Source organism: Gemmobacter caeni (assembly GCF_003054195.1).
GTDB classification, from domain to species: Bacteria; Pseudomonadota; Alphaproteobacteria; order Rhodobacterales; family Rhodobacteraceae; genus Gemmobacter; species Gemmobacter caeni.
On the sequence record NZ_QBKP01000010.1, the window covers coordinates 83,523 to 108,897 of the forward strand.

23 protein-coding genes are annotated in these 25,375 nt (G+C 66.7%); 11 read left to right on the forward strand and 12 right to left on the reverse strand.

What is annotated here, in order from left to right:
- Positions 1–34 precede the first annotated feature (34 nt).
- The gene (locus C8N34_RS15820) at positions 35–520 is read left to right on the forward strand and encodes a GlcG/HbpS family heme-binding protein (protein ID WP_054302139.1); all 486 of its coding nucleotides are present in this window, start codon (positions 35–37) and stop codon (positions 518–520) included.
- A gap of 40 nt (positions 521–560) precedes the next feature.
- On the opposite strand, the gene C8N34_RS15825 is transcribed toward C8N34_RS15820, so the two are convergent.
- Genes C8N34_RS15825 through C8N34_RS15855 form a run of 7 tightly spaced genes read right to left on the reverse strand, consistent with a single transcriptional unit; the run spans position 561 to position 9,108 of the window.
- Positions 561–1,469, reverse strand: coding sequence for an FAD:protein FMN transferase (locus tag C8N34_RS15825; protein ID WP_199750700.1), 909 nt, complete (start codon positions 1,467–1,469; stop codon positions 561–563).
- 4 nt (positions 1,470–1,473) lie between these two features.
- Positions 1,474–2,025 carry a nitrous oxide reductase accessory protein NosL gene (locus tag C8N34_RS15830; RefSeq protein WP_108129592.1) on the reverse strand — a complete coding sequence of 184 codons (552 nt, stop codon included), beginning with the start codon at positions 2,023–2,025 and terminating at the stop codon, positions 1,474–1,476.
- Entirely contained in the window at positions 2,022–2,846 is an 825-nt protein-coding gene (locus C8N34_RS15835; RefSeq protein WP_108129593.1) for an ABC transporter permease, read from the reverse strand. The genes C8N34_RS15830 and C8N34_RS15835 overlap by 4 nt, the downstream gene beginning before the upstream one ends.
- Positions 2,843–3,727, reverse strand: coding sequence for an ABC transporter ATP-binding protein (locus C8N34_RS15840; protein ID WP_108129594.1), 885 nt, complete (start codon positions 3,725–3,727; stop codon positions 2,843–2,845). Before C8N34_RS15840 ends, C8N34_RS15835 begins: the two co-directional genes overlap by 4 nt.
- The gene (locus C8N34_RS15845) at positions 3,693–5,018 is read right to left on the reverse strand and encodes a nitrous oxide reductase family maturation protein NosD (protein ID WP_108129595.1); all 1,326 of its coding nucleotides are present in this window, start codon (positions 5,016–5,018) and stop codon (positions 3,693–3,695) included. Before C8N34_RS15845 ends, C8N34_RS15840 begins: the two co-directional genes overlap by 35 nt.
- A complete protein-coding gene (gene nosZ / locus C8N34_RS15850; protein ID WP_108129596.1) occupies positions 5,015–6,943 on the reverse strand; it encodes a TAT-dependent nitrous-oxide reductase in 1,929 nt (642 codons plus the stop codon). Before nosZ ends, C8N34_RS15845 begins: the two co-directional genes overlap by 4 nt.
- Entirely contained in the window at positions 6,940–9,108 is a 2,169-nt protein-coding gene (locus C8N34_RS15855; protein ID WP_108129597.1) for a NosR/NirI family protein, read from the reverse strand. Before C8N34_RS15855 ends, nosZ begins: the two co-directional genes overlap by 4 nt.
- Positions 9,109–9,161: 53 nt before the next feature.
- On the opposite strand from C8N34_RS15855, the gene C8N34_RS25970 reads away from it, so the two are divergent.
- Positions 9,162–9,524: a hypothetical protein gene (locus C8N34_RS25970; RefSeq protein ID WP_145693638.1), complete on the forward strand. Its 363-nt coding sequence runs from the start codon at positions 9,162–9,164 to the stop codon at positions 9,522–9,524.
- 115 nt (positions 9,525–9,639) lie between these two features.
- Here C8N34_RS25970 and ubiV read toward each other — a convergent pair whose 3' ends face one another.
- Genes ubiV through ubiT form a run of 3 tightly spaced genes read right to left on the reverse strand, consistent with a single transcriptional unit; the run spans position 9,640 to position 12,027 of the window.
- The gene (ubiV, locus tag C8N34_RS15865) at positions 9,640–10,530 is read right to left on the reverse strand and encodes a ubiquinone anaerobic biosynthesis protein UbiV (protein ID WP_108129599.1); all 891 of its coding nucleotides are present in this window, start codon (positions 10,528–10,530) and stop codon (positions 9,640–9,642) included.
- A 4-nt stretch (positions 10,531–10,534) separates the two neighbouring features.
- On the reverse strand, positions 10,535–11,527 hold the full coding sequence (ubiU, locus tag C8N34_RS15870; RefSeq protein ID WP_108129600.1) for a ubiquinone anaerobic biosynthesis protein UbiU: 993 nt from the start codon (positions 11,525–11,527) through the stop codon (positions 10,535–10,537).
- Positions 11,527–12,027 carry a ubiquinone anaerobic biosynthesis accessory factor UbiT gene (gene ubiT / locus C8N34_RS15875; RefSeq protein ID WP_054302149.1) on the reverse strand — a complete coding sequence of 167 codons (501 nt, stop codon included), beginning with the start codon at positions 12,025–12,027 and terminating at the stop codon, positions 11,527–11,529. Before ubiT ends, ubiU begins: the two co-directional genes overlap by 1 nt.
- A 103-nt stretch (positions 12,028–12,130) precedes the next feature.
- Between ubiT and C8N34_RS15880 the strand changes: the two genes are divergently transcribed.
- The 9 genes from C8N34_RS15880 to C8N34_RS15920 all read left to right on the forward strand — a co-directional run bounded on the left by C8N34_RS15880 (position 12,131) and on the right by C8N34_RS15920 (position 23,615).
- Positions 12,131–13,612, forward strand: coding sequence for a UbiD family decarboxylase (locus C8N34_RS15880; protein WP_108129653.1), 1,482 nt, complete (start codon positions 12,131–12,133; stop codon positions 13,610–13,612).
- Entirely contained in the window at positions 13,609–14,175 is a 567-nt protein-coding gene (locus C8N34_RS15885; RefSeq protein ID WP_108129601.1) for a UbiX family flavin prenyltransferase, read from the forward strand. The genes C8N34_RS15880 and C8N34_RS15885 overlap by 4 nt, the downstream gene beginning before the upstream one ends.
- Positions 14,176–14,336: 161 nt before the next feature.
- Positions 14,337–14,915: an ANTAR domain-containing response regulator gene (locus C8N34_RS15890; protein WP_108129602.1), complete on the forward strand. Its 579-nt coding sequence runs from the start codon at positions 14,337–14,339 to the stop codon at positions 14,913–14,915.
- Positions 14,912–15,997 carry an ABC transporter substrate-binding protein gene (locus tag C8N34_RS15895; RefSeq protein ID WP_108129603.1) on the forward strand — a complete coding sequence of 362 codons (1,086 nt, stop codon included), beginning with the start codon at positions 14,912–14,914 and terminating at the stop codon, positions 15,995–15,997. Before C8N34_RS15890 ends, C8N34_RS15895 begins: the two co-directional genes overlap by 4 nt.
- A gap of 236 nt (positions 15,998–16,233) precedes the next feature.
- Positions 16,234–17,031 carry a uroporphyrinogen-III C-methyltransferase gene (gene cobA / locus C8N34_RS15900; RefSeq protein ID WP_108129604.1) on the forward strand — a complete coding sequence of 266 codons (798 nt, stop codon included), beginning with the start codon at positions 16,234–16,236 and terminating at the stop codon, positions 17,029–17,031.
- 20 nt (positions 17,032–17,051) lie between these two features.
- Positions 17,052–18,239, forward strand: coding sequence for an MFS transporter (locus C8N34_RS15905; protein ID WP_108129605.1), 1,188 nt, complete (start codon positions 17,052–17,054; stop codon positions 18,237–18,239).
- A gap of 17 nt (positions 18,240–18,256) precedes the next feature.
- Entirely contained in the window at positions 18,257–20,692 is a 2,436-nt protein-coding gene (gene nirB / locus C8N34_RS15910; RefSeq protein WP_108129606.1) for a nitrite reductase large subunit NirB, read from the forward strand.
- Positions 20,689–21,024 carry a nitrite reductase small subunit NirD gene (gene nirD, locus C8N34_RS15915; RefSeq protein WP_108129607.1) on the forward strand — a complete coding sequence of 112 codons (336 nt, stop codon included), beginning with the start codon at positions 20,689–20,691 and terminating at the stop codon, positions 21,022–21,024. The genes nirB and nirD overlap by 4 nt, the downstream gene beginning before the upstream one ends.
- Positions 21,021–23,615 carry a nitrate reductase gene (locus C8N34_RS15920; RefSeq protein WP_108129608.1) on the forward strand — a complete coding sequence of 865 codons (2,595 nt, stop codon included), beginning with the start codon at positions 21,021–21,023 and terminating at the stop codon, positions 23,613–23,615. Before nirD ends, C8N34_RS15920 begins: the two co-directional genes overlap by 4 nt.
- A 5-nt stretch (positions 23,616–23,620) precedes the next feature.
- Here the strand turns inward: C8N34_RS15920 and C8N34_RS15925 are convergent, their stop codons facing one another.
- Both C8N34_RS15925 and C8N34_RS15930 read right to left on the reverse strand, forming a co-directional pair.
- A complete protein-coding gene (locus C8N34_RS15925; RefSeq protein WP_108129609.1) occupies positions 23,621–24,376 on the reverse strand; it encodes an ABC transporter ATP-binding protein in 756 nt (251 codons plus the stop codon).
- The gene (locus C8N34_RS15930; RefSeq protein WP_338419721.1) at positions 24,367–25,368 is read right to left on the reverse strand and encodes a FecCD family ABC transporter permease; all 1,002 of its coding nucleotides are present in this window, start codon (positions 25,366–25,368) and stop codon (positions 24,367–24,369) included. Before C8N34_RS15930 ends, C8N34_RS15925 begins: the two co-directional genes overlap by 10 nt.
- Between the last annotated feature and the right edge of the window lie 7 nt (positions 25,369–25,375).

Sequence of the window (25,375 nt, forward strand, 5' to 3'; positions counted from 1 at the left end):
AGGTTTCTGTCATCACTCATGACAGGAGATACCGATGATCCGCATTCCCGTTCTGGCTGCCGTCCTGCTGGCGCCCTTTGCCGCCACCGCGCAGGATCTGCCGACCGCACCCTATCTGCCGCTGGACATGGCGGTGAAAGCCGCCGATGCCGCCGTGCAGGCCTGCGCCGCAGAAGGGCACAAGGTCAGCGTGGCCATCGTGGCCCGCGACGGTGCCACCAAGGTAATGCTGAAGGCCGATGGCTCTGGCCCGCATACAGGCAGCAGCGCCACCGGCAAGGCCTTCACTGCGGCGGCAATGGGCCGCGATACCGCCGGTCTGGCCGAGTTCATCGCCGGAAAACCTGCCAATGATGGTCTGCGCGATATGGATGCGCGGATGGTCATTCAGGCGGGCGGCCTGCCGATCCGCATGGGCGAGGCCCTGGTGGGCGGCATCGGTGTCGGCGGCGCGCCCTCGGGCGACATCGACGCGGCTTGCGCGGTGACGGGCCTGAGCGCCATCGGCGCCATGCAGTAAGCACAATGGCTGCCCTGCCGGACACCCCGGCAGGGCGGGGTCACAATGGCACAAGCGACAGGGCAGCGGTTTCGGCAAACCGATCACAGAGCGCGGTGATGTCGGCGCGGTCCTGTATCAGGCAGGCGGCGGTTGACAGCGCATCGGCCAGCGCCGCCGAAGGCGCGGCGATGGTCACCGCGCGCCAGACCGGCCGCGCGGGGTTGCCCGTCACCGGGTCAAGGATATGGCCCCGCATCCCTGCCGCATCGAAAGTCGTGCCCAGCGTGCCCGAGGTCGCCAGTGCCCGGTCGCGCAACGGCACGGTTCTGCCGTCCTGCAACTGCACCGGCCAGTCACCGCCGCGCGGATCGCCGCCGAGCGCACGCATCTCGCCCGTGTCGATCAGGATGTCGCCCAGCCCCTCTGCCCGCAGCAGATCCGTCACCCGGTCAGCGATATAGCCCTGTGCGATACCGTTCAGTGTCAGCGCCATGCCGGGGTCGATCCGGACCTGCCCCGCCTCGATCCGCAGCCGGTGCCAGCCGGTCCGGGCGCGGGCAGCGGCCAGTTCGCCGACATCAGGAACCCGACCCCGGCTCGCCGTTTCGGCCTGCAAGGACCAGAGCGGTTGCACTGTCGGATCGAAGCGGCCCCCGCTTGCCGCATGAACCCGTCCCGCCAGCGTCAGGCACTCCAGCAGGTCGAATGGCGGTGCCTCCAGCACACCCGCCACATTCAGCCGCATCAGCGCCGATGACGGGCGGTACAAGCTGAACACATCCTCCAGCCGGGCAATCTCGGCCATGGCGCGGGCGGCAATCGCCGGGGCTTCGGGATGCGCCAGCCGCAGCGTCACCTGCGCGCCGAGTGCCTGCCCGGTGGCAATATGCAAGGGCGGCGCGGCGCGGGCGGCTGCGGGCAGCGCCATCACGGCGGAAATGGCAAGAAAGCGGCGACGGGTCAGCATCGGATCAACCTCCGGTCTGGCGGGACAGGTCTTGCAGGCGGCGCTGCCAGTCGGCGTCTTCTGCGGTATCGGGGGCGGCAAGGGTCACAAGCGCATCGGGGATCGCCTGCAAGGACATGACCTGCCCGCCGTGGCGGGCGGCAAAGGCGCGGGCGGCGACGATATCGGAAAAGGGCACGAATTCCGGTGCCCCCATGCCGCCTTCAATTTCGGCCCCGACAACGTAATGCGCCGTCCGCGCGTCGATCCAGTTGGTCGCGCCGGGGGTTTCCCATGTGGCGCCGGGCGCGGCCATATCATTGACCCAGACCGCCAGCACGCGGTGGCTTTGTTCCGGCGCGCGCAGATAGGCGACCAGATCGCGAACCTGGCTGAAGAACAGCGGTGCGCCGGGCAGCCCCTCCAGATGGGCCTGCGCCTTGGGGCCCGGATGCTCCAGCAGGTTCATCTGGCAGTAGTAGCCCACCGCATCGGGGGTCAGCGCCACCGGATCGATGACTTGCGCGGCCTGTTCCTGACAGGCGGCCAGCAGCAGCATGAGGAACAGGCGTTTCATGGCGTCACCCTGCGAAACCCGAGCACGGCAAGCGCCAGCACCAGCAGTGGCCACAGCAGCACAGAGGCCAGTGACTGCCACGGCGGGATGGTTGCGGACGCACCCGCCACGCCCGCCGCCGCAGCCGTCGCCTCGGATGCCGCGAGGTTGTAGAGCCGGAACGCATCGGCCGGGTTCGCCAGCAAGGCCAGCGGAAAGGCGTTGAGCGTGAACCACCCGCCATTGTCGGCCACCACCGCGGCCAGCAGGCCAAGGTCATAAAGAACCACCAGCCCGAGCCACAGCCCGATTGCCAGCCCGGCCGCCCCCGAGGGCCGCCGTGACAGGGCCGACAGCGCATAGCCCACGCTGATGAAGGTCGCGCCCAGCAGAACCGAGGTCCAGAACAGTCGGATCAGCGCAGGCAGCCCGGCAACCGCCCCCGGATCGGACGAGAGCGCCGCAACAGCGGCCAGCCCGTAGCCCGTGCCGCAAGCCAGGGCCAGCACCGCCAGATGCGCCAGCATCTTGCCCACCAGCACCTCGGTCCGCGCGACCGGATAGGTCAGCAGCAGGGGCAATGTGCCGCGCTCCGCCTCGCCCGCGATGGCATCAAAGCTCATCAGCAGCGCCAGAAGCGGCACAAGATAGACACCCAGCGAGGTGAGGGAGGCCACGATGACTGACAGCCGGTCCACCCCCAGCCCTCCGGTAGGCGCCGATCCGGCGGCGGCCAGCACCAGCGAGAACAGGCCCATCAGCGCAACGGCAATGGAAACCCAGCGATTGCGCAGCGAGATGCGGAACTCGCAGGCGGCGGTGGCAAGAATGCGTCGGATCATTGCCCGGCCCTCTGGCTGAAATGGCTGTAGATGTCTTCAAGGCTGGGGGGCAGCACCTCCAGATCGGCAACCGCATCGCCCATCGCGGTGATCCGCGCCAACAGCGCCAGCTTCTCGTCCTGCGCACAGGTCAGATGCAGCGCACCGCCCACTGCCACCGCGCCCGGCAGATCCAGTTCTGCCCCCGCGCGCGGCGTCACATGCAGGGCGACGGGCAGCGCCGCCTGCCGCCGCAGATCGGCCAGCGGGCCTTCGGCCACGAGCCGCCCTTTCGAGAGGATCAGGATACGATCCGTCCGCGCCTCCACCTCGGTCAGCGCATGCGAGGAGAGCAGGATCGAAGCCCCGCGCGCCGCCAGCCCGTCCAGCAGCGCATAGAAATCGCGCCGCGACACCGGATCAAGGCCCGAAGTCGGTTCGTCCAGCACCAGAAGGCGCGGGCTGCCGATCAACGCCTGCGCAAGGCCGACACGCTGCCGCATCCCCTTGGAATAGGTGCCGATCCGCCGTCGCGCGGCTGCGCCCAGCCCCACCTGCTCCAGCAGTGGCAGCGCCGCCGTTGCAGGCTCACCGCGCAGCGCGAGGTAGTGGCGCATCTGTTCCAGCCCGGTCAGCGCCGGGTGGAAGGCCGCGTTTTCCGGCAGATAGGCCACCTGCGCCCGTGCCGCAGCCGACCCCGGCGCGGCGCTGCAGACCGTAACCTGCCCCGCCGTTTGCGGGATCAGCCCGAGGATGATCTTCATCATCGTCGACTTGCCCGCACCATTATGGCCCAGCAGCGCGACACGCTCGCCCGGCGCGACGGAAAGCGTCACGTCCGACAGGGCCGTCACCCCCGCGAATTGCTTAGTGAGACCCGAGATCGTCAGGGTTGAAGTCATCGAATTTGCCTTTCGCCCAACGGCCGGCCACTTCGGCCTCCATCGCGGCGATGTCTGCGGATACGGGAAGGGTGAGCGGCGCCATCAGCGGCGCACTGTCCACCACGCCACCGGGCAGCGTGGCGGGGAAGTTGGATTGCGACCAGCGGATCAGCTGCACCGAAGGCGCGCCGGTCAGCAGCCGGGCCGCAGGCTGCGACCACAGAATATGGTCCATCAGATCGTTCGGACGGAACACTGAATCAGCGATGCCATCACCATTCAGGTCGAAGGCCGGATGATCCGACCAGTAATTGCCGCGCCCCTTGAAGCTCCATTCCAGAAGCCGGGTGCCGACATATTTCACCTGCTCGGCATTGCCGATGAAGGCATTCCCGGTCAGCACATTACGTTCCGATCCGGCGGTGAAGTGGATGCCGATGCCGCAGCCCTCGAACCTGTTGCCCCAGATCAGGTTCTTGTGGGCATTGTAGATGAACAGGCATTTCTTCGTGCCGCCCCGCACCAGATTGCCCGAGACATCGGCGCTGTTGGCGAAGTTCAGCATCACGCCATGCTCGCGGTCGCCGAGGCTGCGGTTGCCCTGCACCTTCACCCGGTCGGAGAACATGATGGCAAAGCCAAGATGGTTGCCGATGCTGATGTTGTCCGACACCTCGCTGTCATGGGTATACATGTAGTGGACGGCGAAGCGCAGGTCCCGGAACAGGTTGCCGCGATACAGCCCCTTGCGCGAGGTGTTGGAAAAGATGCCGTCGCGTCCCCAGCGCACGGAATTGCCGGTGACGACCGTGCCGGGACTGTTCCAGATGTAGATACCGTTGCCCCGGTCATTCATGCGGGGGTTCCGGCGGCCCTCGATCACATTGCCGGTGACCTGCGCATCGCGCCCGCCATGCACGTCGATCCCGTGCATGTTGTCCTGCAGCAGCAGACCCGAAATTCGGGCACGGTCGGCGCCCTTGAGGATCTTCACCCCTGAGTCCAGATCGGCATTGGCATTGCCCGATCCGGTGACGCTGAACCCTTCCAGCGTCACATCAGGCGCGGCGATGGTGATGACGGTGCCCTGTCCCAGCCCGTCAACCCGTGCCCCGCGCGGGCCGCGCAGGGTCAGCGGGCGGTCGATGCGGATGGGACCAGGGTAGTCCCCCTCCTGCAACAGGAGCACATCGCCGGGGGCTGCCCCGGCGATGGCGGCGGCCAGCCCCGTCCCCGGCGCCACGGCGCGCTGGTCCGCCAAAGCGGGCAGTGCCAGAAGGCACAGGGCAAGGGCCAGCCGGAGGGTCATTTCGGCTCCACGAACATGCGGCCGCGCATTTCCATGTGCAGCGCGTGGCAGAACCACTGGCAGTAATACCAGTAAACCCCCGGATTCGCCGCGACGAAGGTCACCGACGAAGTCTGCTGTGGCCCGATCTCCATGGCGACGCCGTGATTGCCCATGGTAAAACCGTGGGTCAGATCGTCGATGTCATCGAGGTTGGTAATGGTCACCGTGACCTCGTCGCCCTGCTTGACGGTGAACTCTTCCAGCGCGAACTGCGGCGCCTGGCTGGACATGTAGACCCGCACCTTGTTGCCGTCGCGGATCACCTGATCCTGCCAGCCGTCAAGATCCACGCCATCGGCCTCGGCCTGCCTGCGGGTTTCTGCCCACATCGGATCATTGCGATCCCAGACCGATTTGATGTTGGTCATCTTGCTGGCATGAACCGCAATCGCATCATGGGGTTCGGCGAAGGTGGGGCCGTCATGCACCACCACCATCCTGTCGCCCGAAATGTCGATCAGCTGGTCATTCTCGGGCTTCAGCGGACCGACATTCAGGAAGCGGTCTTTCGAGAACTTGCAGAGACAGACCATCCATTTTCCGTCGGCCTCCAGCGTTTCGCCCATCGAGGTCTTCAGGTGGCCGGGCTGATACTGCACATCCACCTTGTCGAGGATCGGATCGACCTTTTCGCCCTTGTAGGCGGCAATCGCCTTGTCGATGTTCCACTTCACCACCTGGCTGTCGAGGAACAGCGAGGTAAAGACGTTACCCTGCCCGTCAAAGGCGTTGTGGAGCGGGCCAAGACCCAGTTCGGGCTCGGCCACCACACAGGAGCGCGGTTCGGCCCCGGCAAACACCGCATCCAGCAGTGTCACGTCGATCACCGTAACGGTGGGCGACAGCTTGCCACCGATGCAGAGGTGGCGCTTGTCGGGCGCCATGTTGCAGCCATGCGGGTTGTTGGCGACCGGGATATACCGGGTGAACTGGCTGTTCGCCTCTTTCCGGCCATCCAGAACCTTGACGCCGTTCACCTCCTGATACTGCCCGGCCGCGATGGCCTTCTCGATCTCGGCGAGGTTGAAGACGACCACATGGTCCATCTCGCTGGCCGTCATATCGGCCAGATTCATGCCCATTTCACTGTTGTAGCTCGTCGAGAAGGCCCATTTGCCCTCGTAGTCGGCATCGCAGTTGTCAAGGTTGCCCGACACCATCACCTGCCATGCGACATCCCACTTGTCGGCATCCACAGCGGTGAAAATGTTCACATAGGTGCTGACATCCTTCATGGTGGAACCGTCGTTCACCAGCGGCGCTTCATCCTCGCCGTTGCAGAAGACATAGTTGGAACGCGGCCATTTCTGCGGACGCATGCCGTGAATGCCCTTGGCATTCGGGATTTCCAGAATGGCGTCGCATTTCATCACATCACCACGCACCCGCGCCACACGGGTATTGGCCTTGTCGTTCATATAGAGGTAGCGGCCGTCATACTTGCCCTCGGTATAGGACATGTGGACATGGTGCAGGTCGCCATTGTCATGGATCTTCTTGCCATTGGCCTCCAGCAGCTTCTTTGTGCTGTCGCTCATCGTGCGCTGGTGGATGCGGATGGATTCATTCGTCTGCCCCCAGCCGGTTGCGGAGCAGCGGTTGAACACCGGCACGCGCATCAGTTCGCGCATCGAGGGGATGCCCAGAATGCGCATCTCGCCGGTCTGGCCCGAAGACCAGAAGCCATAGTATTCATCAAGCTGCCCCGGCGCGACCTCGATGCCCGCGGCGCGGGCGGCGCTTGTCGCGGCCATGGTGGCAAGGCCCGAGGCACCGGCGCCAAGCGCCAGCCGTCCACCAAGGGTGCTGGCAAGGGCGGCCCCGCCTGCGGTGGCGCCCAGCAGGGAACGGCGGCTCAGGCCGGATTTCGGTTCGGTGGTCATCGGATCACTCCTTCAGAGGCGACGGGTTTTGCGTTGGGATGCCCGGCGGGTGGCGTGCCGATCGCCTCGCGCCGCTTCATCTTCTTGATGACCACCGGGCAGATGGTTTTTGACTGGTACAGAACCTGGCAGTGCAGGCAGTTCACGCATTCATTGGGGTTGATTTCCCCGGTCGGATGAATGGCTTGCACCGGGCACTGGTTCGCGCAGCTCTGACAGGGGCTGCCGCATTCCTTGTAGCGTTTCAGCCAGTCGAACATGCGGATGCGCGCGGGGATCGCCAGCGCCGCCCCCAGCGGGCAGAGATAGCGGCAATAGAACCGCTCCACGAACAGCCCGGCCATCAGCAACGCCGCCGCATAGGCGACGAAGGGCCAGGCGCGGATGAATTTCAGGATGATCGCGGTCTTGAACGGCTCTACCTCTGCCAGATGCTCAGCCTGTTCGATGGACATGAGGCTGACCCCGAACAGGCCGAGGAAGATCATGTATTTCACCGGCCAGAGCCGTTCATGCAGGCCCCAGGGCAGTGTCCATTGCGGCACATGGAGCGCCCGCGCGATGCGGTTGGTGATTTCCTGAAGCGCGCCGAAGGGGCAAAGCCAGCCGCAATAGGCCCCGCGCCCCCAGAACAGCAGCGCCGCCGCTACGGCGAACCACAGGATGAAGGTCAGCGGGTCCAAAAGGAACGCCTGCCAGGAAAACCCGTTCACCAGCGCGCCGAACAGCGCCATCAGGTTCACGACCGACAGTTGCGCATTGGCGATCCAGCCCAGCCAGACCAGCGTGACGGTCAGAAAGCCCATGCGGAACCAGAAGAAAAGCCGCGCATTACGGGTGGCGAAGGTCTGGAAGAAGAACACCCCGGTCAGCACCAGCAGCATCCCGCCAAGCGCGATGATGTCGGCCTTCGAGCCGCGCCAGATCTTCTTCCACAGATCGGCCTGGGCGCTGCCTTCCTCCTGCGTAGCCATCGCTTCGGCAGGGGCCGGCACGGGCGTTACCTTGCGCAGATAGGCGGCGGGCAACTGGTAGCCCAGATCAAAGGTGGTAAATGCCTTTTCGATCGGCCCGATCTCGCGCTGCACGAGCAACTGGATGCGGAAGGGTTTCGCCGGATCAAAGCCGCTGTCGGCGGGAATGCGGAACAGGTCTTTCTCGGTGAAATCCGGCGCATCGGCAGGGGCGAGGCTGACAAGCCTGCGGTGCATCCGGTCGCGGAAGCGCACCGAGACATCGTCCTGAATCAGCACGATGCGGTCAAAGATGCCGCCGCGCACATAGCCAGACCCCTTGAAGCTGTAGAGGCCGCGCCCCGCCAGCATCAGCGCATGATCGCCCGGTTGCAGCCAGCCTTGCAGATTGGCGTATTCCGCCTCGCCCAGCAGCGCGCGGCCGATCCCCGGCACGGACACCAGCGCCGACTGCATCTCGATATAGCGGGTGTTAGGCGCATCCTTCAGCGCGCGTTCGCCCGCCCGCTTGTCCTCCAGCGCGGCGAAAGCCTCGTTCACCTGCGCCACGTCCAGCGACAGGCGGCGCAACGTGCCGTCGCCTTCCATCGTGGCCCAGTCGGCAGGGGCGGCGGCATCGGGATCGATCTGCAACACCGGCCCCTGCGCAGGGGCCTCGGGGTGAAGACCGCCAAGCCCCAGCGCCCGTGCCACCTTCAGCCCCGAGCGCACGATGGAATCGTCGATCACCATGACCGTGACCGTGGCGCCGGAAATGATGTCGACATCATGTCCGGTGCCGCCGGCATTGACCTCGGCCACCAGATCCAGCCCGACATAGCCCGCGACCATCGCCTTGATTTTCGCATCGGGAATGCCGATCAGCACGATGGGTTCAGAATGCTTGACCAGCGCGACACCCAGAATGCGCGCCTGCGGGTCCAGCGCGACAAGCGTGTGGATCGGCTTGCCGGAATAGCCGGTGGTGCCGACAAAATCGCTGGTCGCGAAAGCCCAGCCGATGGTTTCGCCGCCCCTGAGGACGGGAACAACCGGCAGGTCGTCACGCATCGGACCATAGCCATCGGCCTGTGGCACCAGTTCAGCGGCGGGCAGTTTGGCCAGGAGGCCGGGCAAAAGCGGCTCGGCCAGTGCGAACCGTGGCAGCATCAGCGTAAGGCAAACAAGAATCAGGCGGACAAGCAGAATCATCGGGCAACCTCTTTCAGGTGCCCGGGTTCTGCCCCGGCGCTGCGCAAGAGGACTTGACCAAACTCAAGACCCGTGGCGAAACGTCGGGGCTGCGGCAGGCCGCCGCGCCGGCGATGACGTATGTGCGATGCCAGCGGTGGACCGCGCGGCATCGGGCGCAGGTGCTGGCGCCGCATGACGGTCGCACCGGACAACACCCTGCCCAGCCGGACAAAGCCGACCGGCGCGGGGCGAACGACGACAGCAGGTTCGGGCAGAAACGTCAGGACTGGCAGGCACTTCACACAATCGCAGCAACGCTTGCCGTCAACGGGGTTGCCTTGCGCATCCAGCAGGATTGTAGAGGCCCCGCCTTCTCCGCAGATCACCATTTCGGTGACGCCGCCAAGGGCCGCATCACCGCGCAGCGCGCCTGACAGCACGAAGGCCAGCGTCAGCGAAAGGCAGAGAAGGGCTTGGAAAAGGCGGCGCATGCGGCAGGTCTAGGTCCGCAGGGCCGCCACAGCCTTGACCATAGTCAAGACAGCCGAGTCAGAGCGTTGCCGCTGGCCGGGCGCCCGGCGCGGCGGACAGAAAGCCATTGCAGAAACTCTGTCCCGGCATCAGGCGGGCAAGGTCGCCAAGCGACAGAGGGCGACCGCCTGCGAGCGCCGACGCCCACAGATGCACCACTCCGGCGAAATCCCCGGCATGCGGCGACAGCCGCAGCGCCGCCACCCCGGCGGCTTGCAGCGCCTCCAGATGGCTGGCCGCCGTGGTGATCGCCCGCCCTAGCGTCTGCACACCATTCACGGTCAGGAAGGGCTGGCCGTCCAGCGTGTCGATATCGCGACCGTCCGGGTCATCGCCGCAGACAAACTGGCAACTGTCCTTGGCGCGGTCATGCAGCCGCGCGTGATAGCACCGGCCCGAGATCGCCAGCGGCACACGACCATGCCCCCAGACCTCGACCGCGACGCCAGCCGAACGGCCAGCCGCAGCCAGACGCGCGACCGAGGGCAAGGGCAGCTCCGGCGGCAGGCAGATGCGGGTGGCACCCCGTCGTGCCAGCCAGTCCAGCGTGCCCTCGTTGTAGACATTGACCACCGGGCCAACCCAGAAGGCCGCACCTTGCGGCAGGTGGCGCAGCACGCTCAGGTCATTCACCTCGACCGGCAGCCCGGCTTCTGCCAGTTCGGCGGTCTGGCGCCTTTCACGCGGCAGCGTAATCAGCGCGAGACTGGCCAGTGCCACCTCCTTGCCCGCCACCTGCAAGCAATCGACGGCAGCCGGGATTTCGTGCTGCCAGAAAGGCAGGCGCTTTGAACAGACCCATTCCCCGACCGAAACCCGCGTGGCAGGCGTCCTGGCGAGAGTTGCATATAAGGCGCGCACAGTTTCAGCAGGCCAGAAGAAGGGGATGGCGCCGATCATCAGGTCCAAGGGCTTACCTCCATGTCTTCGCATAGGCACCTGTCGTGGCGGCCTGTCCTTCGGTCAGGCTGGCCAACAGGCTGTCCGGCATCGGCGCCCCGCTGGCCGCCGCATCCACTGCCGCGCGGAAGGTGCGGACAACCTGCGCCACATAGGCGCGGCTGCGCTGCCGCCCCTCGATCTTCAGCGCCCGAACACCGGCTCGCGCCAGCGCGGGGATCAGACGGGTGGCATCCAGACTTGCGGGATCTTCAAAGATGTGGCCGGTCTGCCCCCCTCCCCTGCCGTCAGGCGCGCTGAAACAGCCCTTGCACAGCGTCGGATAGGGCACCGGCGCCTCTTTGGCGGTCCGGTGGATCAGATAGCCGCCCAGCCGCGCCTCGTTCCGGCCAGCGACATCGGCATAGGCCACATGGCTGGCCGGAGAGCAGACCCCGTTCATGTTCGGCGACAGCCCCGTCGCCCAGGACGACAGCGAACAGCGCCCCTCGGCCATGACGCAAAGCCCGCCGAAGACGAATACCTCGGTCTCCACAGTCACTTCGCGGGTGATGGCGGCAATTTCGGCCACGGTCAGCACGCGGGGCAACACGACACGCCTCACACCAAAAGCCTCGGCATAAAGGTTGATCGCGTCGGGATTGGCGGCAGCCGCCTGCACCGAAAGATGCAGCCGCAGACCGGGATGATGCTCGACGGCATGTGCCAGAAGGCCGGGATCGGCAAGGATCACCGCATCCGCGCCCGCCGCCGTCGCGTCGGCCACCGCACGGTGCCAGAGCGTCTGTTCCCCCGCGCGGGGAAAGGTGTTGATCGCCACCAGAACCTTCGCATGACGCGCATGGGCGAAGGCCACGCCTGCGGCCAGTTCGGCGCGGCTGAAATTCAGGCCGGGAAAGTTGCGGGCATTCGTCTCGTCGGCAAAGCCGCAGTAGACGGCATGGGCCCCCGCCTCTACAGCCGCCCGCAGAGCAGCGGGAGTACCCGCCGGACAGACCAGCTCCATCATCGCATTCCTCCGGTATGACGGGTCAGCATCAGGCCTGACCGCCGTGCCAGCAGGGCCGCGCCCCGCCGCAGTATCGGTGCCAGCGGGCCGCCCTCGGCCGCCAGTTCGTCGGTCAGATCCAGTTCGGCATCATCCAGCGCATTACGGATGGCCAGCACCGCCGCAGTATCGCCCGAGATTTCCAGCGCGCCCGAGAAGAACAGCGCATCGCCGTCCGCCCCGCCATGCAGCATGTCCAGAAAAGCTGCCAGCCGCCCCCGGATCACCGCATCGCAGGCCACATCGCGTCGCACGGCGGTCAGGCGCAGGGCGGCAGGCTCCATCAGCAGCGGAAAGGGTGCGTCGGTGACGTCGATCAGAATGCGGGCGCCTGCCTTGTCACCCAGACGGCGCAGGATCGCCGGATGGCGGCGCGCCATGCCGCGCATCAGGCGGGTCAGGATCAGGTTCAGCGGGCCGGGCAGCACAAACGCCGGGAACGGAAAGTCAGGTTGCATGACCGGGGCATAACGCCTCTGCGCCGGGCAGGACTTGACTATGATCAAGATTGGCAGCCGCCTCCGGGTCTATCACGCGACAAAAGAGAACCGGACCCCCGTGATGCGTGACCTGCCTGTCTTTCCCGATCTGCGCGCCTTCCTCGACCATCTGGCGCGGACGGGCGGTCTGGCGAAAGTCGCCGCGCCGGTGGACACAAGACACGAGATGACAGCCATGATGCTGGCGGCCCTTCGGGCCGGAGGGCCCGCCCTGCGCTTTGACGCGGCCATGGTGCACGGCCGGGCTGCTGCGCTGCCGGTCATCGGCAATCTGTTCGGCACCCGGGCGCGCGTCGCGGCCGGGCTGGGGATCACGCCTGACCGGGTGCCGGACCTGGGCGCATTTCTGGCCGCCCTGCGCGCGCCGGCCCCGGTTGCCGGTCTGCGGGACGCATTGTCACGCTGGCCGATGATGCGCGCGGCGCTGTCTGCGCGTGCGAAAGTTCTGACCCGCCCTCCGGTGCAGGCAGCGCGGCTGGCCGATCTTTCTGCGCTGCCCGTACAGGTGCCATGGCCAGAAGATGCAGGGCCGCTGATCACCTGGCCGGTGGTCATCACCCGCCCGCCCGGCGCCGCGCCCGGAGATCTGAATGCCTTGAACCTCGGGGTTTACCGCGCGCAGGTGATCGGGCCGGATCGGCTGATCCTGCGCTGGCTCGCCCATCGTGGCGGCGCGGCGCATTACCGTGCCTGGGCTGCCCGGTCCGCGCCGATGCCGGTAGCCATCGCCCTCGGCTGCGATCCGGCGTTGTTGCTGTCAGCCGCGCTGCCGCTGCCCGAAACGGTGTCGGAGCTCACCTTTTCCGGCGTGTTGCGCGGAGCGCGAGCCGAGGTAGCGGCTGCCGTCAGCGTGCCGTTGATGGTACCCGCACGCGCCGAAATCGTGATCGAGGGCTGGGTTCACCCCGACGAAACTGCGCCCGAAGGCCCGTTCGGCGACCATAGCGGCTATTACAATGCAGCCGAGCCTTTCCCCGTCATGCGGGTCAGCGCCATCACCTGCCGGGATGATCCGCTGTATCTGTCCACCATCACCGGGCGCCCGCCCGACGAACCCTCCGTCATTGGCGAGGTGTTCAATGATCTGACGCTGCCGGTGATCCGCGCACAAATCCCCGAGGTGCTGGACCTCTGGTTGCCGCCCGCCGCCTGTTCCTACCGGATCGCCGTGGTCAGGATCGCCAAAAGCTATCCCGGTCAGGCGCGCCGCGTGATGATGGCGCTTTGGGGCATGTTGCCGCAGTTCAGCTATACCAAGATGATCGTCGTGGTGGACGAGGACATCGACGCCCGCAACTGGGACGATGTGCTCTGGGCGATCTCGACCCGGATGGATCCCGGTCGCGATATTATGCAGGTGACCGGCACGCCGATGGACTATCTGGATTTCGCCAGCCCGACAGAGGCCCTTGCAGGCAAGATAGGGCTGGATGCAACCACCAAGACCGGGACGGAGACCACGCGCGACTGGGGCCGCATAATGGCGCTGGACCCGGCCCATGAAGCCCGCGCCGCCACGCTTCTGGCAGAAGTTCTTCGATGAGCGCGCGGGTGGTTCTGGGGGTTTCGGGAGCTTCAGGCGCCATGCTGGCGCGGGATTGCGCGCGGCTGTTGCACCGGCTTGGGGCCGGGGTTGATCTGGTCATCTCACCCATGGCGCGCCGCACACTGGCCGAGGAACTTGGGCCCGACGCCGAGGCGGAGCTTTGCGCCCTTGCCAACCGCTGCCATGAGATCCGCGACCTTGGCGCCAGCATCGCCTCGGGGTCGTATCCCGTGGCGGGGATGATCGTCGCCCCCTGTTCGATGCGCAGCCTTGCCGCGATCGCGCAGGGGCTGGACGACACGCTGCTGACCCGCGCGGCGGGTGTGCAACTGAAAGAGCGCCGCCCGCTGGTCCTGCTGGCGCGCGAGGCTCCGCTGACGCTGGCGCATCTGCGCAACATGACCGCCGCCACCGAAATGGGGGCGGTGATCCTGCCGCCGGTGCCGGCCTTCTACCTCCGGCCGGCCTCGCTGGCAGAGGCCAGTGCGCAGATCGCTGCCCGCGCGGTAGATCTGCTGCGCCTCGCAGGGCCCACCGCCACGCCATGGCGCCCGGCCTGAGCCGGGGTTTCAAACTGCCCTGTGATGATGACCTTTGAGGCGCTGGTGCTGAAACGGCGGGCGGATCGGGGGGCCGGCCGGCAGCGCCGGGGGCTGCGGGATTGCCATGTCGCGGGGTGCGCCGCATCCTGTGGCTCACCCTGTCCTGCTGACTGACCGGCCTGATGAAACCCCTGTCCATCGTCCTGATCGAAAAAATCCCAGAACGCGCCGTGCTGATCACCGAGGCCTTGCGTGCAGAATGTGAAGTGACGGTGATCGACAGTGAGCAGGGGCTGGCCCGGCGTATTGCCGAACTCGCCCCTGATCTGGTGCTGATCGACGTGGCCAACCCCTCGCGCGATACGCTGGAAGAACTCAGCCTCGCCTCCTCGCCCATGGAACGCCCGGTGGCAATGTTCGTCGACCGCTCTGACCGCGATCTGACGCGCGCGGCCATCGAGGCGGGGCTTTCGGCCTATGTGGTGAACGGCCTCAGGGCCGAGCGTCTGCGCCCGGTGCTGGATGCCGCCATCGCACGCTTTCACCTGTTCCAGCGGATTCGCGCCGAACTGGCCGCCACGCGCGCGGCGCTGGAAGAACGCAAGATCGTCGACCGCGCCAAGGGCATTCTGATGAAGGCGCGCGGCATCGGCGAGGACGAGGCCTATGCCCTGCTGCGCCGCACTGCGATGGACCAGAAGAAGAAGATCGCCGAAATCGCGCAAGCCATCCTCACGGCAGCGGACCTGCTGAAATGAGCCATCTGTCCGTCACCGCCGGGTTTCTGCCACTGATCGACGCCGCACCGCTGATCGTGGCGCGTGAACTGGCCTTCGCCGAGGAGGAGGGGCTGAACCTGACCTTGCGCCGCGCGCCCTCGTGGTCGGCGCTGCGGGATCTGCTGACCTTTGGTCAGGTCGATGCGGCCTCGATGCTGTCACCCATTCCGGTGGCTCAGGCGCTTGGGCTGGGCGGCGGGGCTGCGGCGCTGGATGCGTTGATGGTCACATCGCTGGGGGGCGAGATGATCGCCTTTCCTGATCATATCGTCCGGCAACTGGGCGGGGCGGATCGCACCGATCCGGTGGCTCTTCGCTCTGCGCTGCCGATGCCGCTGCGGATCGGGGTGCCCTTTCCCTTCTCGATCCATGCCGAGCTTCTGTATCGCTGGCTGGGAGAGAAGATCACGGTGCAGACCGTACCGCCGCCGCTGTTGCCCGACGCCATGGCGGCAGGCGAGCTGGATCTGTTCATCGTGGGCGAACCCTGGGCAACCGGGGCGGCAGACCGGGGCATCGCAAGCCTTCTGCTTCCTGGCACCGCGATCTGGCGGGCGCCGCCCGACAAGGTGCTGGCGATGCGGCGCGACCGGGCCGAGGCCGACCCTGACCTGACCGGCCGTCTGATGCGGGCCGTCTGGCGGGCCTGCCGCTGGCTGCGGCTGCGCAAGAACCGGATCACGGCCGCCGAGATTATGGCCCGCAGCCCCTATCTCGACCTGCCGCCCGACCTGATCGAGCGCGCGATGGACAGCGGTGTGGAGTTCTTCGAAGGCTGCGCGACCTTTCCCTGGCGCAGTCAGGCTGAATGGATCGGCGCACGGCTGGCCCGCAGACACGGGCTGGATGTCATGCAGGCCCGCCATGCCGCGCAGGCAGTGTTTCGCAGCGATCTTTACCGTCTCCATCTGAGACCGGCAGGGGCAGACCTGCCCGCCGCCTCCTCCCGGCTGGAAGGCGCGGTCAGCGAGCCCGGCCTGCATCCGGCAGCCGCGGGACGGGTGCTTCTGTTGCCAGACAGGTTCTTCGACGGTGCGGTTTTTGATCCAGACACCGCCTGATCCGCACATATTATAGGCATTTTCCGCGCCTTCACCGGCTGACCCGGCGGATCGCTTGACCAGACCGGCAGCGGGGCGCAGCGTGAAGGAGACTTCGGGAACAATGGCGTTCCCGCAAGACACCCCCCGAACATCATCCGAGCAAAGCCGCTCGACCGCAGGGTCCGTTCCCTGCTGTCGTGCGGCTTTTTCATTTCCAGAAAGGGACACCCCATGATCCCGACTGCGGTGAAGACATGAGCCTGCTGCCCCCCGACCCACCCCACGGGCACCCGCTGGGCAGGATTGCCCTTGTCGGCGCCGGGCCCGGCGCGGCCGATCTGCTGACCACGCGGGCGCTGAACCGGCTACGCGAGGCCGATGTCGTGTTCCATGACCGGCTGGTCAGCCCCGAGGTGCTGGCCCTGACCCCGGCGCGCAAGGTCGATGTCGGCAAGGCGGTCGGTGCGAACCACTGGCCCCAGCCCCGCATCAATTGCGTTGTAATCGCGGCCGCCCTGTCGGGACTGCGGGTCGTGCGGCTGAAATCCGGCGATCCTTCGGTCTTCGGCCACGCCTGCGAAGAGATAGAGGCCGCCCGACTTGCGGGCGTGCCGGTCGAGATCGTGCCCGGCATCACGGCGGCCAGCGCCGCCGCCGCCGCGCTGACCCGCCCGCTGACCGAGCGGGGCCAGACCGAGCGGCTGGTGCTCGCCACTGCCACCTGCCGCACCGGCGAAACCGCCGATCTGGCAGGCAGCTTCCGGCCCGGCACCACGCTGGCGCTTTACATGGCGATGCACCGCCTGACCGCCGTCGAGGCGGCACTGCTGGCCACCGGCGCCCCCGAAACCTGCACGGTCGAAATCGTTCAGCAGGCCGGAACTGCGGCAGAGCGCATCCTGACAACTGTGCTGCGCGGCATGGCCGCCGCAGCCGCCGACATGACCAATCCGGCCATCCTGCTGATCCGATGGCCCGGCCCGCTCGCCCGAAAGGGCGCCCGCCCCAGCGGCAGCCATGTTGCCGCCGCCTCGCCCCTCCTCATTCTCTGACGAAACCGGAGCCCGAGCCCATGGCCCAGATTTCCCTTTCCTCCCCGACCAGGGCGCTGACCCTGTCCACCTTCGCCTTCACCATTTGCTTTGCCGTCTGGACGATCTTTGCGATCATCGGCCTGCAAATCCGTGAATTGCTTCAACTCACCGACACCCAGTTCGGCCTGCTGGTCGGCATGCCGGTGTTGACCGGATCGCTGGTGCGCGTCGTGCTTGGCATCTGGACAGACCGTATCGGCGGCAGATCAGTCTTTACACTGACCATGCTGGCCGCCGCGCTGGCGACCCTGCTGCTCAGCTTTGCGACCACCTATGCACAATTCCTTGTCGCGGCGCTTGGCGTCGGTCTGGCAGGCGGCACCTTTGCGGTGGGCGTCGCCTATGTCTCGCGGTTCTACCCCGCCGGACGGCAGGGCACGGCGCTTGGCATTTTCGGCGTCGGGAATGTCGGCGCCGCGCTGACCAAGTTCGGCGCGCCGTTCCTGATGATCGCCTTGGGTTGGCAAGGCGCGGCGCAGGTCTATGCCGCCGTGCTGGCCGTGACCGCGCTCCTGTTCTGGCTCATGTCCGAGGATGATCCGCAACAGGCCACCGCCACTCCCCGCAGCCTGAAGGCAGAATTTGCCGTCATGGCCGACATCCGCGTGCTGCGCTTCTCGCTTTACTACTTCTTCGTCTTTGGTGGCTTCGTCGCGCTGGCACTGTGGCTGCCGCGCTACCTGATCGGGGTTTACCAGTTCGATGTGGCGACGGCAGGCATGATCGGCGCGGCCTATTCGCTGCCCGGTTCGGTGTTCCGCGCCTGGGGCGGCGCGCTGTCCGACAAATACGGCGCGCGGGCAATCCTGTACTGGACCTTCGGCGTCTCGGCTGTGGCGACCCTGCTGCTGGCGCTGCCGCTGGGTATCGGACCCGCGGGCTTCATCGCCATTGTCTTCGTTCTGGGCCTGTTCATGGCGCTTGGCAAGGCGGCGGTCTACAAGCACATCCCCGTCTATTATCCGCAGAATGTGGGGGCCGTCGGCGGCATGGTCGGCATGATCGGCGGGCTTGGCGGCTTCGTCCTGCCGCTGCTGTTCGGCTGGCTGCGCGATGTGACCGGCGACTGGTCAAGCTGCTTTGCCGCCCTGTTCGTGATCGTGCTGGCCAGCCTCGTCTGGATGCAGTCCGCGATCCGCCGCCTTCCCGATGGTCAACCTGCCTGAACCCGCGAGGACACCCCATGACCCAGCGACTTGTCATCATCGGTGCCGGAATGGCCTCTGGCCGGCTGATCGAGCATCTGCGCGACACCGCCCCGGACGCCTGGCACATCACCCTGTTCAACGCCGAACCGCGCGGCAACTACAACCGCCTCATGCTGTCCCCGGTGCTGTCGGGCGAAAAGACTTACGCCGAGATCGTTACCCATGACGACGCCTTCTATGCCGCGCATGGCATCGATTGCCGCTTCGGGGAAAGCGTGACCCGGATCGACCGCGCGGCGAAGGTGGTTCACGGCGCAGGCGGCCCGGTGCCTTATGACCGGCTGGTCATTGCCACCGGCTCGGCGCCCTTCATCCTTCCGGTGCCGGGCAAGGATCTGCCGGGCGTCGTGACCTACCGCGATCTGGAGGATACCAATGCCATGATCGCGGCCAGCCGTCCCGGCGCGCGGGCCGTGGTGATCGGCGGCGGGCTTCTGGGTCTGGAGGCCGCTGCGGGCATGGCCGCGCGCGGTGCCGATGTGACGGTGATTCACCTGATGGGCCACCTGATGGAGCGTCAGCTTGACCCCGCCGCCAGTTACCTTTTGCAAAAAGATCTGGAACGGCGCGGCATCCGTGTCCATTGCCGGGGGGCGACCAAGGCAATCCTCGGCACCGACCAGGTTGAAGCCGTGCTGCTGGAGGATGGCACCGTCTACGGCGCCGATCTGGTGTGCATGGCGGTCGGCATCCGCCCCGAGGTGCGCCTTGCCAATGACGCGCAGCTTGAGGTCGGGCGCGGCATCGTGGTCGATGCACAGCTGACCACATCGGACCCTGCGATCTTCGCGCTTGGCGAATGCGTCGAGTTTGACAGCCAGCTCTTCGGTCTCGTCGCCCCGCTTTACGATCAGGCAAAGGTGCTGGCCGGGGTGCTGAACGGCCGTGTGGCAGCCTTTGCCCCGGTGCAGACCGCCACCAAGCTGAAGGTCACCGGCTGCGACCTGTTCAGCGCAGGCGATTTCGCCGAGGCGCCGGGGCGCGAGGAAATCGTGTTCCGCGACCCGGCGCGCGGCATCTACAAACGGCTGGTGATCGCGGATGACCGGCTGATCGGTGCGGTGATGTATGGCGACACGGCAGATGGCAACTGGTTCTTCCAGCAGATCAGGGAGGGCGCCGATATCTCGGCCCGGCGCGAGACACTGATCTTCGGCCCCGCGTTTGAAGGGGGTGTCCAGTCGGACCCTCTTGCAGCCGTTGCAGCCTTGCCGCCTGAGGCAGAGATCTGTGGCTGCAACGGCGTCTGCAAGGGACAGATCGTCCGGGCGATCGGCGAGGGGGCAACCGATCTGGGGCTGGTGCGCGCCCGCACCAAGGCCAGCGCCTCCTGCGGGACATGCACAGGGCTGGTGGAACAGGTTCTGGCCGCGACGCTGGGCGATGCCTTCTCCCGGCCCGCTGCGCAGCCGATGTGCAGATGCACCAGCCTCACACATGACGAGGTGCGCCGCCTGATCAAGGCCAATGCCTTGAAATCCATGCCCGCGGTGATGCAGGAACTGGGCTGGAACAGCTCATGCGGCTGCGCCACCTGTCGCCCGGCGCTGAACTTCTACCTTCTGGCCGACTGGCCGCTGGACTACCGCGACGACGGCCAGAGCCGTTTCGTCAACGAACGCCTGCATGCCAATATCCAGAAGGATGGCAGCTTCAGCGTCGTGCCGCGCATGTGGGGCGGTGTCACCAATGCCGCCGAGCTGCGCGCCATTGCCGATGCTGCTGACAAATATGACGTGCCCATGGTCAAGGTCACAGGCGGACAGCGGATCGACCTGCTGGGTGTGCGGAAAGAGGATCTGCCCGCGATCTGGGCCGATCTGAATGCCGCCGGTCTGGTTTCCGGTCATGCCTATTCCAAGGGCCTGCGCACGGTGAAAACCTGTGTGGGGTCGGAATTCTGCCGCTTCGGCACGCAGGATTCGACGGGGCTGGGCATCAGGCTGGAACAACGGCTCTGGGGTTCATGGACGCCTCACAAGGTCAAGCTTGCGGTGTCGGGCTGCCCGCGCAACTGCGCCGAAGCGACCTGCAAGGATGTGGGGATCATCTGCGTTGACAGCGGCTATCAGATCGGTGTCGGCGGCGCGGCGGGCATGGATCTGAAGGAAACCGAGCGTCTTGCCGCCGTCGCCACCGAGGACGAGGCCATTGCCCTCTCCGTCGCCTTCATCCAGCTTTACCGCGAGAATGCCCGCTATCTGGACCGGCCCTACAAATGGCTGAAGAAGGTCGGTCTGGATTGGGTAAAGGATCGGGTGCTGGACCCGGAAATCCGCGCCGGGCTGATCGAACGCTTCGACCTGTCACAATCCGTCTGCCAGAAAGACCCCTGGGCCGAACGCGCCACGCCCGAGGCGGCGCGGCGGTTCCACCCCCTTGCCACGCTGATGCAGGAGGCCGCAGAATGACGCGCTGGATCGACATTGCCGCGCTGGAAGATATTCCGCTGCGGGGCGCCCGCACCCTGCGCACGCCCGAAGGCTGTGTCGCGGTGTTCCGCACACATGACAACCGAGTTTTCGCGCTGGATGATCGCTGCCCCCACAAGGGCGGGCCGCTGTCCGATGGCATCGTGCACGGCCATGCCGTCACCTGCCCGCTGCATGCCTGGGTCTTCGATCTGGAAACCGGCCGGACACAGGGCGCGGATGAGGGGGTGGTAGCCACCTATCCCGCGCAGGTTATGGCGGGCCGCGTACTGATCGACGTGGATCGGCTGGCCGGAAAGCGCGTCGCATGATCCGCTCGACCTGTCCCTATTGCGGTGTCGGTTGTGGTGTCCTGCTGGCCCCTGCGGGTGAAAGCGGGCTGATCGTGCGGGGCGACCCGGACCATCCGGCCAATCGCGGACGGCTGTGTTCCAAGGGCACCGCACTTGGCGAGACGGTCGGGCGCTCCGGACGCCTGAGCACGCCCGAGATCCACGGAAGACCCGCAGACTGGGATCAGGCGCTGAGCCTGATCGCCACCCGCTTTCGCCAGACCATTGCCGCACACGGGCCGGAGTCGGTGGCGCTTTATCTGTCCGGACAGATGCTGACCGAGGATTACTATGTCGCCAACAAGCTGATGAAGGGGTTCATCGGCAGCGCCAATGTCGATACCAACTCGCGGCTCTGCATGGCCTCGACCGTGGCGGGGCATGCCCGGGCCTTCGGTGCCGATACCGTGCCCGGCATCTATGACGATCTGGAGGAGGCGGATCTGATCGTCCTTGTCGGGTCGAACCTCGCCTGGTGCCATCCAGTCCTGTGGCAGCGGATCGAGGCGGCACGGGCCACGCGGGGCACGAAGATCGTAGTCATCGACCCACGCCGCAGCGTCACCGCAGGGGCGGCCGACCTGCATCTGCCCATTGCCCCCGGCGCGGATGTGGCGCTGTTCAACCGGCTGCTGGCCGCACTGGCAGACCGGGAGCTTCTGACCAGCGATGCCACCGGGCTGGAGGCGGCGGTGCAATCCGCACGCGCCGACAGCGGCGAAACCGGCCTTGGCCCTGCGGATCTTGCACGGTTTCTTGATCTGTGGTGTCGCACGGAAAAGGTCGTGACGGTGTTTTCGCAGGGCGTGAACCAGTCCAGTTCGGGCACCGACAAGGTGAATGCGATCCTGAACTGCCATCTGGCGACGGGGCGCATCGGCCGCCCCGGCATGGGACCGTTCAGCGTGACTGGCCAGCCCAATGCCATGGGCGGGCGCGAGGTGGGCGGGCTGGCCAACCAGCTGGCCTGTCACCTGTCGCTGGAAAACCCGGCCCATCGCGCGGCGGTCGCACAATTCTGGCGAGCCCCGCGCATGGCCGAACGACCAGGGCTGAAGGCGGTGGACCTGTTCCGCGCCGTGGGTGACGGGCGGGTCAAGGCGCTGTGGATCATCCACACCAACCCCGCCGTCACCCTGCCCGAGGCCGATGCAGTGCGTGCAGCCATCGCAGCCTGCGAATTCGTTGCTGTCAGCGACGTGACCGGCGCCACAGATACCGCGCGGCTGGCCCATGTTCTGCTGCCCGCCGCCGCATGGGCCGAGAAATCGGGCACCGTCACCAATTCCGACCGCACGATCAGCCGCCAGCGTGCGGTACTGGTGCCACCCGGCGCCGCCCGCCCCGACTGGTGGATGCTCGCCGGGGTGGCGCGGCGTATGGGCTTTGACGGGTTCGACTGGCCCGGCCCAGCCGCGATCTTCCGCGAACATGCCGCTTTGTCTGGAATTGCGGGGGCGCTGGGGCGCGATTTCGATATTTCGGGCAAGGCCGCGATCAGTGATGCCGACTATGACAGAATGGAACCCTTTCGCTGGCCCAGCACTGCGTTGCGGCAAGGGGGCCGGTTCTTTGGCGACAGCCGGTATTTCACCCCCGACGGCAGGCCGAGCATGATTGCGGTGACAAGCACCCCACCGCAGGCGATGCTTACCCCGGAGCATCCGTTCCGGCTGAACACCGGACGCATTCGCGACCAGTGGCATACCATGACGCGCACCGGACAGGCGCCCCGGCTCAACCAGCATCTTGGCGAACCCTTTGTCGAGGTTCACCCCTCTGACGCGCTGCGCTCGGGCCTGTCGCCCTGGTCACTGGCCGAGGTCCGCTCTGTCTCCGGCAATGCGGTGCTGCGCGTGGTGGTCACCGATCGCGTGCGCCCCCGGCAGATTTTCGCCCCGATGCACTGGACCGGCGAGACGGCGCCCACAGGCCGGATAGACGCCGTGGTCAGCGCCGTGACGGACCCTCTGTCAGGTCAGCCCGAATCGAAAGCTGCGGCAGTATCTCTGCGACCCTGGCCTGCTCGCTGGTTTGCTTTTGCCTGCGCCGCCGGAAGCATCGCGCCTGACGGGGGCTACTGGGCGCGGCGGGTCACCGAAACCGGCCTTGCCGCCGAACTCGCCTTACTGGAAGCCCCGGATAATCCCTTAGCCTTTGCGCGCGCACTGTTTGACCTGCCGGATGCAGAAGTCATGCAAACGGAAGATGCGGCGCGCGGTCAGGTTTCCATCGCGCTGATCCTGTCGGGGCGCGTGGTGGCACTGTTGTTCGCGGCCCCCTCCCCTGTGATGATCGCGCGGGATGCCGCTATCGCACGGATCGGCATGCCGCGCGGCGCCGCGACCCTCGCCCCCTGTGCAGGCGGCTCGGACCGGGCCGATAACGGGCCACTGGTTTGCGCCTGCACAGGTGTCGGCCGCAACCGTCTGCAATCGGCCTTCCGCGACGGAGCCTGCGATCTGGCGGCCATCGGGCAGGCGACAGGGGCAGGCACCAATTGCGGCGCCTGTCGGCCCGAGATTGCGGCAATGCTGGCACAACTGGCCCGACCTCAGGCTGCGGAATAAGGCATTCAGCGCAGCAGATTCCCCAGACCGCGCCGCACCGCCTCTTCAGGCATTTCGTAAAGGGCGGCGAGACGGGCGGGGGCAAGCTGATCTGCCACAGGGCCCAGCCGCGCGGTACCGCTCCGGTCGATGGTCAGCACCTCGGACGCCAGCCTTGCCGCCTGCGCCGGGTCATGTGTGCTGAACATGAGACCCAGCCTGCGGCGGGCCAGCCGCTCCATCAGATCGGCCAGCCGTTCCCGATTGGCAAAATCCAGCGCGGAGGAGGGTTCATCCATCAACAGGGCCGGTGCATTCTGCGCCAGCGCCCGCGCGATCAGGACCAACTGGCGCTCGCCGCCGGAAAGCCGCGTCACCAGCCGCTCGGCATGGGACAGCAGGCCGATCTCCTCCAGCGCAGCAGTGGCAGCCGCGTGATCGGCCTTGCCGGGGGCGGCAAAGCCGGAGAGGTGCATCGTCCGCCCCATCAGGACAAAATCGCGCACAGTCCACGGAAAAGCCGCCTGCATGGCCTGTGGGACCAGGGCCAGCCGGGCCGCAATGGCCCGGCGCGGCAAGGGCAGGGAGGCACCTTGCAGCCTGATCGTTCCCGCCGCTGCCGGGGTCAGGCCAAGAAGGGTTCGGAACAGCGTGCTCTTGCCGGTTCCGTTCGGACCGAGAAGGGCCAGAACCTGACCGGGGTGCAGGGTGAAGGAAATGTCGCGCACCAGCACGCGCCGCCCGGCAGCGATGGCCAGCCCGCTGGCATGGATCAGTTCCATCTCCGGCCTCCGCGCGCCAGCAGGGTCAGAAAGACCGGCGCCCCCAGAATGGCGGTCAGCACGCCAAGCGGCACTTCGGTCACGGCAAGGCTGCGCGCAGCGGTGTCGATCAGCACCATGAAGGCCGCGCCCAGCAGCGCTGCCAGCGGCAAGACCCGGTCAAAACGCGCACCTGCCAGCAGGCGTGCCATATGGGGCACCATCAGACCGACCCAGCCGATCGTGCCCGCCGTGGCAACCGCTGCCGCCGTCATCAACGTGGCACAGACAATCACGACAAGGCGCAGCCGCGTGGTTTCCACGCCAAGGGCGCGGGCTTCCTCTTCGCCAAGCGCCAGCAGGCCGATGCGCCAGCGCATCAGGATCAGCGGCCCCGCCCCCAGCAGAAGGGCGGGCAGAAGGAAGGCCACATCGGCAGTCCGGGTTCCCGCAAGGCCGCCCAGCAGCCAGAACGTCATGGCGGGAAGCTGGTCATCGGGATCGGCCGGCGTTTTCACCATGGCGGTTCCGGCCCCGGCCAGCGCCCCGATGGCGATGCCGGTCAGGATCAGCGACAGCGCCTCACCCCGGTTGCCGAAGGCCACGGCCAGGGCCATCACCAGCCCGACGGTGGCCATGCCGCCCGTGAAGCTCAGCCCCTGGATGGCAAGGATCGGCAGGCCCAGAAGAATCCCCAGAACCGCGCCAAACCCCGCCCCGGCGGAAACACCCAGAATATCGGGCGAGACCAGCGGATTGCGGAAAGTCACCTGATAGGCCGCCCCAGCCGCCGACAGCGCGGCACCAACCAGCCCCGCAGCCAGCACACGCGGCAAACGGATCTGGAACAGAACCGAGGCTTCGGGTCCGTCTGGCAGCCGCCCCGAAAGCGCCGCCAGCATCAGCCCGCCGATCTGCCGCAGGGAGAGACCGTAAGGGCCGACCATCAGGGACAGCGCAAGGCACAGCAGTAAAACCGCTGCTGCAACCCCGGTCTGCGGCAGCCGCCCCACCGGGACC

What these genes read in the sequence shown, in the direction of transcription:
- C8N34_RS15880 (WP_108129653.1), top strand. Translation starts at nt 12,131, where the DNA reads ATGCGTGACCTGCCTGTCTTTCCCGATCTGCGCGCCTTCCTCGACCAT.
- C8N34_RS15895 (WP_108129603.1), top strand. Translation starts at nt 14,912, where the DNA reads ATGAGCCATCTGTCCGTCACCGCCGGGTTTCTGCCACTGATCGACGCC.
- C8N34_RS15905 (WP_108129605.1), top strand. Translation starts at nt 17,052, where the DNA reads ATGGCCCAGATTTCCCTTTCCTCCCCGACCAGGGCGCTGACCCTGTCC.
- ubiT (WP_054302149.1), bottom strand. Translation starts at nt 12,027, where the DNA reads ATGCAACCTGACTTTCCGTTCCCGGCGTTTGTGCTGCCCGGCCCGCTG.
- C8N34_RS15820 (WP_054302139.1), top strand. Translation starts at nt 35, where the DNA reads ATGATCCGCATTCCCGTTCTGGCTGCCGTCCTGCTGGCGCCCTTTGCC.
- nosZ (WP_108129596.1), bottom strand. Translation starts at nt 6,943, where the DNA reads ATGACCACCGAACCGAAATCCGGCCTGAGCCGCCGTTCCCTGCTGGGC.
- C8N34_RS15835 (WP_108129593.1), bottom strand. Translation starts at nt 2,846, where the DNA reads ATGATCCGACGCATTCTTGCCACCGCCGCCTGCGAGTTCCGCATCTCG.
- C8N34_RS15855 (WP_108129597.1), bottom strand. Translation starts at nt 9,108, where the DNA reads ATGATTCTGCTTGTCCGCCTGATTCTTGTTTGCCTTACGCTGATGCTG.
- cobA (WP_108129604.1), top strand. Translation starts at nt 16,234, where the DNA reads ATGAGCCTGCTGCCCCCCGACCCACCCCACGGGCACCCGCTGGGCAGG.
- C8N34_RS15825 (WP_199750700.1), bottom strand. Translation starts at nt 1,469, where the DNA reads ATGCTGACCCGTCGCCGCTTTCTTGCCATTTCCGCCGTGATGGCGCTG.
- C8N34_RS15920 (WP_108129608.1), top strand. Translation starts at nt 21,021, where the DNA reads ATGATCCGCTCGACCTGTCCCTATTGCGGTGTCGGTTGTGGTGTCCTG.
- C8N34_RS15830 (WP_108129592.1), bottom strand. Translation starts at nt 2,025, where the DNA reads ATGAAACGCCTGTTCCTCATGCTGCTGCTGGCCGCCTGTCAGGAACAG.
- ubiU (WP_108129600.1), bottom strand. Translation starts at nt 11,527, where the DNA reads ATGGAGCTGGTCTGTCCGGCGGGTACTCCCGCTGCTCTGCGGGCGGCT.
- C8N34_RS15885 (WP_108129601.1), top strand. Translation starts at nt 13,609, where the DNA reads ATGAGCGCGCGGGTGGTTCTGGGGGTTTCGGGAGCTTCAGGCGCCATG.
- nirD (WP_108129607.1), top strand. Translation starts at nt 20,689, where the DNA reads ATGACGCGCTGGATCGACATTGCCGCGCTGGAAGATATTCCGCTGCGG.
- nirB (WP_108129606.1), top strand. Translation starts at nt 18,257, where the DNA reads ATGACCCAGCGACTTGTCATCATCGGTGCCGGAATGGCCTCTGGCCGG.
- C8N34_RS15925 (WP_108129609.1), bottom strand. Translation starts at nt 24,376, where the DNA reads ATGGAACTGATCCATGCCAGCGGGCTGGCCATCGCTGCCGGGCGGCGC.
- C8N34_RS15840 (WP_108129594.1), bottom strand. Translation starts at nt 3,727, where the DNA reads ATGACTTCAACCCTGACGATCTCGGGTCTCACTAAGCAATTCGCGGGG.
- C8N34_RS15845 (WP_108129595.1), bottom strand. Translation starts at nt 5,018, where the DNA reads ATGACCCTCCGGCTGGCCCTTGCCCTGTGCCTTCTGGCACTGCCCGCT.